This window comes from Streptomyces hirsutus (assembly GCF_001418415.1).
Lineage (GTDB): Bacteria > Actinomycetota > Actinomycetes > Streptomycetales > Streptomycetaceae > Streptomyces > Streptomyces hirsutus.
In genome coordinates this window covers 1-8,014 of sequence record NZ_LIQT01000239.1, presented here as the reverse complement: position 1 = coordinate 8,014, position 8,014 = coordinate 1, and the positions used below count along the sequence as shown (strand labels likewise).

Annotated in this window: 10 protein-coding genes and 1 pseudogene; 2 read left to right on the top strand and 9 right to left on the bottom strand. The window is 73.0% G+C overall.

From position 1 onward, the window contains the following. Positions 1–197: 197 nt before the first annotated feature. The 5 genes from amaP to AOK11_RS18650 all read right to left on the bottom strand — a co-directional run bounded on the left by amaP (position 198) and on the right by AOK11_RS18650 (position 2,552). Positions 198–785, bottom strand: coding sequence for an alkaline shock response membrane anchor protein AmaP (gene amaP / locus AOK11_RS18670; protein WP_079034940.1), 588 nt, complete (start codon positions 783–785; stop codon positions 198–200). Beyond that, positions 782–1,417, bottom strand: coding sequence for a DUF6286 domain-containing protein (locus AOK11_RS18665; RefSeq protein WP_055594855.1), 636 nt, complete (start codon positions 1,415–1,417; stop codon positions 782–784). The genes amaP and AOK11_RS18665 overlap by 4 nt, the downstream gene beginning before the upstream one ends. After that, complete coding sequence (locus tag AOK11_RS18660; RefSeq protein ID WP_388220151.1) at positions 1,414–1,797, bottom strand: hypothetical protein; 384 nt, start codon at positions 1,795–1,797, stop codon at positions 1,414–1,416. Before AOK11_RS18660 ends, AOK11_RS18665 begins: the two co-directional genes overlap by 4 nt. A 5-nt stretch (positions 1,798–1,802) precedes the next feature. After that, a complete protein-coding gene (locus AOK11_RS18655) occupies positions 1,803–1,988 on the bottom strand; it encodes a hypothetical protein (protein ID WP_055573450.1) in 186 nt (61 codons plus the stop codon). A gap of 69 nt (positions 1,989–2,057) precedes the next feature. Continuing rightward, positions 2,058–2,552 (bottom strand): Asp23/Gls24 family envelope stress response protein, encoded by a 495-nt coding sequence (locus tag AOK11_RS18650; RefSeq protein ID WP_055594854.1) that lies wholly within the window; start codon positions 2,550–2,552, stop codon positions 2,058–2,060. Between the two features lie 88 nt (positions 2,553–2,640). Between AOK11_RS18650 and AOK11_RS18645 the strand changes: the two genes are divergently transcribed. Next, a complete protein-coding gene (locus tag AOK11_RS18645; RefSeq protein ID WP_055594853.1) occupies positions 2,641–3,429 on the top strand; it encodes a hypothetical protein in 789 nt (262 codons plus the stop codon). Between the two features lie 25 nt (positions 3,430–3,454). On the opposite strand, the gene AOK11_RS18640 is transcribed toward AOK11_RS18645, so the two are convergent. The 3 genes from AOK11_RS18640 to AOK11_RS18630 form a co-directional block, all read right to left on the bottom strand. After that, positions 3,455–4,258 carry an enoyl-CoA hydratase/isomerase family protein gene (locus tag AOK11_RS18640; protein WP_055594852.1) on the bottom strand — a complete coding sequence of 268 codons (804 nt, stop codon included), beginning with the start codon at positions 4,256–4,258 and terminating at the stop codon, positions 3,455–3,457. A gap of 146 nt (positions 4,259–4,404) precedes the next feature. Continuing rightward, positions 4,405–4,626 (bottom strand): helix-turn-helix domain-containing protein, encoded by a 222-nt coding sequence (locus tag AOK11_RS18635; RefSeq protein WP_018567695.1) that lies wholly within the window; start codon positions 4,624–4,626, stop codon positions 4,405–4,407. 363 nt (positions 4,627–4,989) lie between these two features. Continuing rightward, entirely contained in the window at positions 4,990–6,588 is a 1,599-nt protein-coding gene (locus tag AOK11_RS18630; protein ID WP_055594851.1) for an ABC-F family ATP-binding cassette domain-containing protein, read from the bottom strand. Between the two features lie 253 nt (positions 6,589–6,841). Here AOK11_RS18630 and AOK11_RS18625 point away from each other — a divergent pair, with 253 nt between their 5' ends. Continuing rightward, a complete protein-coding gene (locus AOK11_RS18625; protein WP_055594857.1) occupies positions 6,842–7,255 on the top strand; it encodes a VOC family protein in 414 nt (137 codons plus the stop codon). A 155-nt stretch (positions 7,256–7,410) separates the two neighbouring features. On the opposite strand, the pseudogene AOK11_RS18620 reads toward AOK11_RS18625, so the two are convergent. Next, positions 7,411–8,014 (bottom strand): annotated as a pseudogene (locus tag AOK11_RS18620) (hypothetical protein); the annotation flags it as partial.

Genomic DNA, 8,014 nt, shown 5'->3' with positions numbered 1-8,014 from the left:
CGGGGACCAGTGCGCCCAAGACCGTTCGGGGCGTGCGGCTGAGAGGGCTCACTCCTGCTCAGCCTTCAGGAACGGTCAGCGCACCCGGAGAGAGGTCGTCGACCGGCCTGCCCCGCTCGCGGGCACGCCGGCGGGAGCGGGATGCCCTGGGAGCGCCCGCGCGTCTTCGCAGAGAACCGGTGAACGCGCCGGGGCGCTCAACTGACCCGTTCCGCGTGGTGTTTGACCGCGCGGAGGCGGACCTCGGACGGGAGGGTGGCGAGGCCCGCCGACTCGCGGGCGTGGGCCAGGGCTCCGGTGGTGAGGGTGTCCAGCGCGGTGCCGGGGTCGACGTGGGGTTCCAGGAGGAGGTGGACGTGGGTCTGCGGGACGCCGCGGCGGCCGGTCAGCCGTACACGGGCCTGTTCGACGCCGTCCAGCCGGCCCGCCTCCTGGGCGAGGGCGGTCTCCAGCGCCTGGCCGCGCAGCACCGCTTCGTCACCGTCACCCGTGTCGACGAAGACCTCGGCGAGCCGTCGCCTGCGCAGCACCGCGACCAGCCACCACAGGAGGAGCAGGACGAGGACGGCGAGCGCGGCGATCACGACCGGCCACCACCAGCCCTCGTCCCGCCACCGGGTCCGCTCGGCCTCGTCCAGCAGGACGTCGTGCCGTCCGTCGTGCAGCCACCAGGAGGGCGCGGGCGCCCCCAGGCCGATGGCCAGGACGGACCCGCCGAGGGCCACCAGCAGCAGGCCCACGATCCCGAGCAGGACACGGTTGACGATCCTGACCACCGCTCTCACCCCTTCCGGCCGGGACGCCGCACCCGTACCGCCAGTGCCGGCGGCCGGGACAGCGCCATGCGCCCGACCACGTCGGCGAGCACCTCGCGCAGGTCGGCCCGTACGTCGTCCAGTTCACGGAAATGCGAGACCGCGCGGACGTCGGCCCGCCTGCGGGTCACCCGTACGCGTACCGACCGCACCCCGGCGACCTCCATGGCCCGGTCCCGCAGCACCATCGCCGCCGCGTCGCGGTCGAGACCGGCGCGTACGTCGGGGTGGACGCGGCGCATCGGGAGCAGGGACCGCAGCCCGGGGGTGAGGGCCAGCAGGAGCAGCCAGAGTCCGAGGGCGGTGGCGACGCCGGCGCCCAGCAGCACCCAGGCGTCGTCCAGGGGCCGCTCGGCGAGCTGGTCGGCCAGTTCCCGGCGCCAGCTCATCGCGGGCCGGTCGGCACGCACCGCGGCGATGTCGTACAGGAACGCCGCCGCCACCACCAGGAGCAGCAGCGCGAGCAGGCCGCCGGAGATCCTGCGCGCCGACCAGAAACGCCGGGCACCGCCGCTGCCCGCGGTGTCGTCGTCCGGCGCGGGCGACCGTGTCTTCTCCAGGACGGTGCCCGTGGCGACTTCGCCGGGCCCGGATCCGCTCATCGGGTCCTCCCGTGGGTCTCGTCGAGCGCCGCCGGGTGCAGTCGTTCCACCTGGACGGCGACCTCCGGTACCTGCATGCCCGTCAACCCGGACACCCGTTCGATCACTCGACGGCGTACCCGGCCGCACCGGCCGCCGATGTCGCCGGGGTAGCCGAGTTCGACGTGGACGCGGACCCGCGCGGTGTCGTCGTGGTGGACGACGACCGTGGCGTGCGGCGGTTCGGCGTCCGGGGGCAGTGGTCCGACCGCCTCTCGGGCCGCCTGGGAGGCGATCTTCGCGACCACCCGGTCGGCGATCCGGGTCGCGCCGCGCTCGCGCGGCGGCACGAGGCCCGCGGCACCGTCGACCTCACCCTCCGCCGTGCTCACCGGTCCCACCGGTGTCACCGCCGCCGTTCGTTACGGGGACGGAAGAAGTCGCCGAACTCCAGGTCTCCCTCGAGGAACCGCCCGACGACGAAACCGACGGCCCCCAGGGCCGCCACCAGCAGGAAGGCTCCGAATCCGCCGAAGTATCCGGCGAAGCCCAGCGCCATGCCGGCGATCATGCCGACCACGGCCATGCTCATGATGCGCTCCTCAGTTGCTCAGCGGTTCGCCGTCCTCGTGGTCCCGGGCCCCGTTCACCGCCCGGTTTCTCACTGGAGGCGGCTCTCCGGCTCCTCGTCCTCCTCGTCCGGCAGCTTCACGTCGCTCACCGCGATGTTGACCTCGACCACCTCGAGGCTGGTCATCCGCTCGACCGCCGCGATGACGTTCTCCCGTACGGCTCTGGTGACGTCACCGATGGACACGCCGTAGTCGACGACGATCTCCAGGTCGAGCGCGGTCTGCACCTCGCCGACCTCGGCCTTCACACCCCGGGCCACCGATTTCGTCCCGCCCGGCACCCGGTCGCGCACGGCCCCGAAGGTCCGGGACAGACCGCTGCCCATGGCGTGCACGCCGAGGACGTCCCGCGCCGCCATGCCCGCGATCTTCTCCACGACGCCGTCGGCGATCGTGGTGCGTCCGCGCGTGGCGGGGTCGCCTCCGCCTCGCCGGGTGCCCGGTCCCCTGCGCACGGAGGTGTCCGGCCCGGTCTTCTCGAGGTCGGCGGCCCGCGTCGAGCCGCCGTCCGTGATGTCGCTCATCGCCGTACGTCCCTTCCGATCGTCGTCTACGGGACTACCGTATGCGCCGATGCGTGGTTGCGCGCCAGGGATACGGCAGGCTGGAGGAATGACGGCGGACCGGTGGACTCGGACAGTGCGGCAGCAGGTGGGACTGGGCAGGCTTCTGCCCCTGGGCGGACCGCGCGACGGCGCGTGGATCTTCGAGCGGGCCGCCGGGGCGGTTCTGCGACGTGCGGTGGCGCGGGCCGAGCCGGGCATTCGCCTGGACGGTCTGCGGATCGCGCTCGCCGCTCCGGAGGAGGCCGGTGAGCCGGTGGTGCCTGCTCCGCCCAGTGCCCTGCCACCGGGCTCGCTGCGGGTGACGGCCCGGTTCGCGGCCCCGGCGGCGGAGCCTCTGCCGGTGACGGCGGACCGGCTGCGGGCGGTGTTGTCGCGGGCCGCGGCGGAGCGGATCGGGCTGGTGGTGACGGAGGTGGACCTGGAGGTGGCGGAGCTGCTGGACGCGGGGGCCGGGACGGCGGGCCCGGCGGCGGAGAACGGGCCGCCGGGCAGCGCGGTGGACGGGCCGGCCGATGCTCCGTTCGAGGGCCGGGGCGATACTCCGACCGGGGCACCGGAGTCCGGTGGCCGGTCCGACGAGGACCGGGTCGCCGCCGCGGCGCTCGCCGTACCGGGGGTGTCCCGGCTGACGGGTGCGCTCGGCCGGGCGGTGCACCTCGCACCGTCGCCGCAGGCGCCCGACGGTGTCGCCCTGACCGGCCGTCACGTGCGCGTGGACCTCGCCGTCGGGGCGGACCACCGGGCCCTGGACGTGGCCCGGTCGGTCCGCGCGGCGGTGTCGGCCGCCCTGCCGGACCGTCCGACGGTGGCGGTCCTGGTCACAGCGGTCGACTGACGCTCCTCAGCGCGTCACCGGCCGCTCATTCGCCGAGACCGGCCAGGTCCCGCAGCCGGCGGCCCTGGGCCGCGCGCTCGGCGGCCCGCTGCTCCTCGTACGTACGCTCCGCGGCCCCGCTCAGCAGCGCCTTCGTCTCGATCACCGCGTCCCGGGGCGCGGCGAGCAGCGCCGCCGCGAGGTCCCGCACCGCTCCGTCCAGTTCCTCGCCGGGCACGGCGATGTTGGCGAGTCCGGTGCTCACGGCCTCCTCGGCCGTGACGTACCGGCCGGTCGCACAGATCTCCAGCGCGCGGGCGTATCCGACGAGTCCGACCAGCGGGTGCGTGCCGGTCAGGTCCGGGACGAGGCCCAGGCCGGTCTCGCGCATGGCGAACTGGACGTCGTCGGCGACGACCCTCAGGTCGCAGGCGAGGGCCAGCTGGAAACCGGCCCCGATGGCATGCCCCTGCACGGCCGCGACGGACACGATGTCGCTGCGCCGCCACCAGGTGAACGCCTCCTGGTAGGTGGCGATGGTCGCGTCGAGGTCGGCCTCGCTGCCGCGCGCCATCTCGACGAACGACGGATCGCCCTCGATTCCCTCGGGGGTGAGCATCTGCCGGTCGAGGCCGGCGGAGAAGGACTTGCCCTCACCGCGGAGCACCACGACCCGCACGGAGCCCGGCAGCAGCCGGCCCGCCTCGGTCAACGCACGCCACAGAGCGGGGCTCTGCGCGTTGCGCTTGGCCGGGTTGGTCAGCGTCACCGTGGCGATCGCGTCGTCGACGGTGAGCCGTACGCCGTCCTTGTCGAGTACGGGACCGAGGTCCTGGGCGGGCGAAGCCATGGGGCGCCTCCGATGGGTGCGGTCGTCCTCCGTGCCGTAGACCGGACCGGGCCTGCCCTGCGGCACAGCTAAGTGACTGCACAGTAACCACCCGCCCGGCCTGTCGGCCGGCCGGGTGGCCACCTCGGATCGCGGGCGCCCGGGGATCAGGCCGAAGCGGCCTTCTTGCCCCGGGTCGCCCCGCCACGCCCTCGGAGCGTGACGCCCGATTCGCTGAGCATGCGGTGCACGAAGCCATACGAGCGGCCGGTCTCCTCGGCCAATGCCCGGATGCTCGCACCGGCGTCGTATTTCTTCTTCAGGTCTGCCGCGAGCTTGTCGCGCGCGGCGCCGGTCACCCGGCTGCCCTTCTTCAGAGTCTCGGCCACCCGTGCCTCCTCATGGGAAGTGCGCTCTGGTCTCCTCATGATCACCCCTCTTGGGCCCGATGGCCACCCATTCGGCAAGGTCCGTGCGACAAGGTTGTGACGACAGGAGTGCATCCCCACATATGGAATGACTGATTCCACGAGGTGCCGACCACACCAACGGACGTGCTCCGCCGCGAAGTACCAGGTCAGAAAGACGTGGCGGCCGAGCCCCGGGCAATCGGGGGCTCGGCCGCGAAATCGGTGCAGGACACACCTGGGTACGAGGAGATCTCACACGAATGAGGGATCACCGATGGGCCGAATGATCCATACGCGGTGGATCAGGCCCGCGACCGGCAGGGTCGGCGACCCGGGTGCCGCTCAGGCGAGGGCGACGAGGTCCGCGTAGTCGGCGCCCCACAGGTCCTCGATGCCGTCCGGCAGCAGGATGATCCGCTCCGGCTGCAGCGCCTCGACGGCGCCCTCGTCGTGCGTGACCAGGACCACGGCGCCCTTGTAGGTGCGCAGCGCGCCGAGGATCTCCTCGCGGCTGGCCGGGTCGAGGTTGTTGGTGGGCTCGTCGAGCAGGAGCACGTTCGCCGAGGAGACCACGAGGGTCGCGAGCGCGAGGCGGGTCTTCTCGCCGCCGGAGAGGACACCGGCGGGCTTGTCGACGTCGTCACCGGAGAACAGGAACGAGCCGAGCACCTTGCGGACCTCGACGAGGTCCATGTCGGGCGCGGCGGAGCGCATGTTCTCCAGCACCGTGCGGTCCCGGTCGAGGGTCTCGTGCTCCTGGGCGTAGTACCCGATCTTGAGCCCGTGGCCGGGTACGACCATGCCGGTGTCGGGCTGTTCCACTCCGCCCAGGAGGCGCAGCAGGGTGGTCTTGCCGGCGCCGTTGAGACCGAGGATGACGACGCGGGAGCCCTTGTCGATGGCCAGGTCGACGTCGGTGAAGATCTCGAGCGAGCCGTACGACTTCGACAGGCCCTCGGCGGTCAGCGGGGTCTTGCCGCAGGGGGACGGGTCGGGGAAGCGCAGCTTGGCGACCTTGTCGGCCTGGCGGACGCCTTCGAGGCCGGACAGCAGGCGCTCCGCGCGGCGGGCCATGTTCTGCGCGGCGACGGTCTTGGTGGCCTTGGCGCGCATCTTGTCGGCCTGGGCGTTGAGGGTGGCGGCCTTCTTCTCGGCGTTCTGCCGCTCGCGCTTGCGGCGCTTCTCGTCGGCCTCGCGCTGCTGCTGGTAGAGCTTCCAGCCCATGTTGTAGATGTCGATCGTGGAGCGGTTGGCGTCCAGGTAGAACACCTTGTTGACGACCGTCTCGACCAGGTCGACGTCGTGGGAGATGACGACGAAGCCGCCGCGGTAGGTCTTGAGGTAGTCCCGCAGCCAGACGATCGAGTCGGCGTCGAGGTGGTTGGTCGGCTCGTCGAGCAGGAGGGTGTCCGCGTCGGAGAACAGGATGCGGGCCAGCTCGATACGGCGGCGCTGACCGCCGGAGAGCGTGTGCAGCGGCTGGCCGAGCACCCGGTCGGGCAGGTTCAGCGCGGCGGCGATGGTGGCGGCCTCGGCCTCGGCCGCGTACCCGCCCTTGGTGAGGAACTCGGTCTCCTGGCGCTCGTACTGCCTCAGCGCCTTCTCCTGGGTGGCGCCCGAGCCGTTCGCGATGCGCTGCTCGTTCTCGCGCATCTTGCGGATCAGGGTGTCCAGGCCGCGGGCGGACAGGACGCGGTCGCGGGCGAGCACGTCGAGGTCGCCGGTGCGGGGGTCCTGGGGGAGGTAACCGACCTCGCCCGAGCGGGTGACGTTGCCGGCGTCGGGGACGCCCTGGCCGGCGAGGACCTTGGTGAGGGTGGTCTTGCCGGCGCCGTTGCGGCCGACCAGGCCGATGCGGTCGCCCTTGGCGATGCGGAAGGTGGCGCTCTCGATGAGGACACGGGCACCGGCGCGCAGCTCGATGCCGGAGGCGGAGATCACGGACAGGCTCCAGGGCTTTGGGTGGCGGTGGGCGGCTGAGGGCGTTCCCGCCGTCTAATGCGCGAGGAGAATGGCCATGGGAGCCATTCTAACGGGGCCGCGCAACCTCTTTTCCGGCGCGCGGGTGTGCGGTGCCGGACGCCCGCCCGGACCGGGCGGTGTTGTCGGTGGCGGGTGCCAGACTGAGCGGCAGGTCGAATTTCTGGCGATCTTCCGGAGATTGTCCGGTTGCAGGACACGAGGGGTGATGTCCATGGCAGGTACGGGCGGCGGGCGTCCGAGCATCTTTCCGACCCTGCTGTACGCGGACGCGAAGGCGGCGATCCGGCAGCTGACCGAGGCCTTCGGGTTCACCGAGCTGTCGGTGTACGAGGACGGGGGCGGCAAGGTGGCCCACGCCGAGCTGGTACAGGGCAACGGCGCGGTGATGCTGGGCTCCAAGGGCACCGGCAGCGCGTTCGACGAGGCGATGGAGGGCTCGGGTCCGGTCGGGGTCTACGTCGTCGTGGACGACGTGGACGCGCATCACCGGCGGGCGGCGGAGCAGGGCGCGGAGATCGTGATGCCCCCGACGGACCAGGACTACGGCTCGCGGGACTACATGGCCCGCGACATCGAGGGAAACATCTGGAGCTTCGGCACGTACGCGCCCGAGACCGGGGCGTGAACGGGGAGCGGGAAGGGCCGCGCCGGGAAGGGCCGCGCTGAGGGGCCGGGAGCGGCGGGGACCGGCCCCCGCAGGGCCGCGCGGGCGGTCCTGCGGGGGTCGTTCGGGCCGTTCCGGTCCTGCGGGGCGCGGGCGGTTCGTGCGGGGGGCCGGTGTCAGCCTCCGGTGTGCACCTGGAAGGCAGCCCGGCGGACGGCTTTGGCCAAGGCCGGGTCGGGGTGGGCGGCGGCCAGGGCGACCAGGACCTGGACGGTCCGCGGGTGTCCGACGGCGCGCACCTCGTTCAGCAGGGCGGGGACGGTGGGCTGGACCGCGGACTCCAGGTGCCGCACCAGCAGCGGGGCCTCCCCGTGATCGGCGACCGCGGCGGCGGTGTCCACCCACAGCCAGGTGGCCTCCGCCCGGGTGAGGACCTCGTGGGCGTCCTCGGGGTCGGCACCCTTGTGCTCGGCGAGCCACAGCAGGGCGTAGGGCCGCAGCGTCGGCTCGTCGCACACGGCGCGGACCTCGGGTTCGGCGGGGGCGCCGACGACCCGCAGCGCCTCGAAGGCGAGACCGCGCAGCAGGGCGTCCTCGCCACGGGCGGCGTCGAGCAGTTCGGTGACGGCGCTGCCCACCGGGCGGGCGGCGAGCCAGGCGCGGTACTCGGCGCGGGCCGCGTTGGGGCGCAGTTGGGCGCAGCCGCGGAGCATGTCCTCGGCACCCTGCTCGATGTTCCCGGCGGGGCTCTGGGCGGTCTGGGTCAAGCTGGAGCAGATC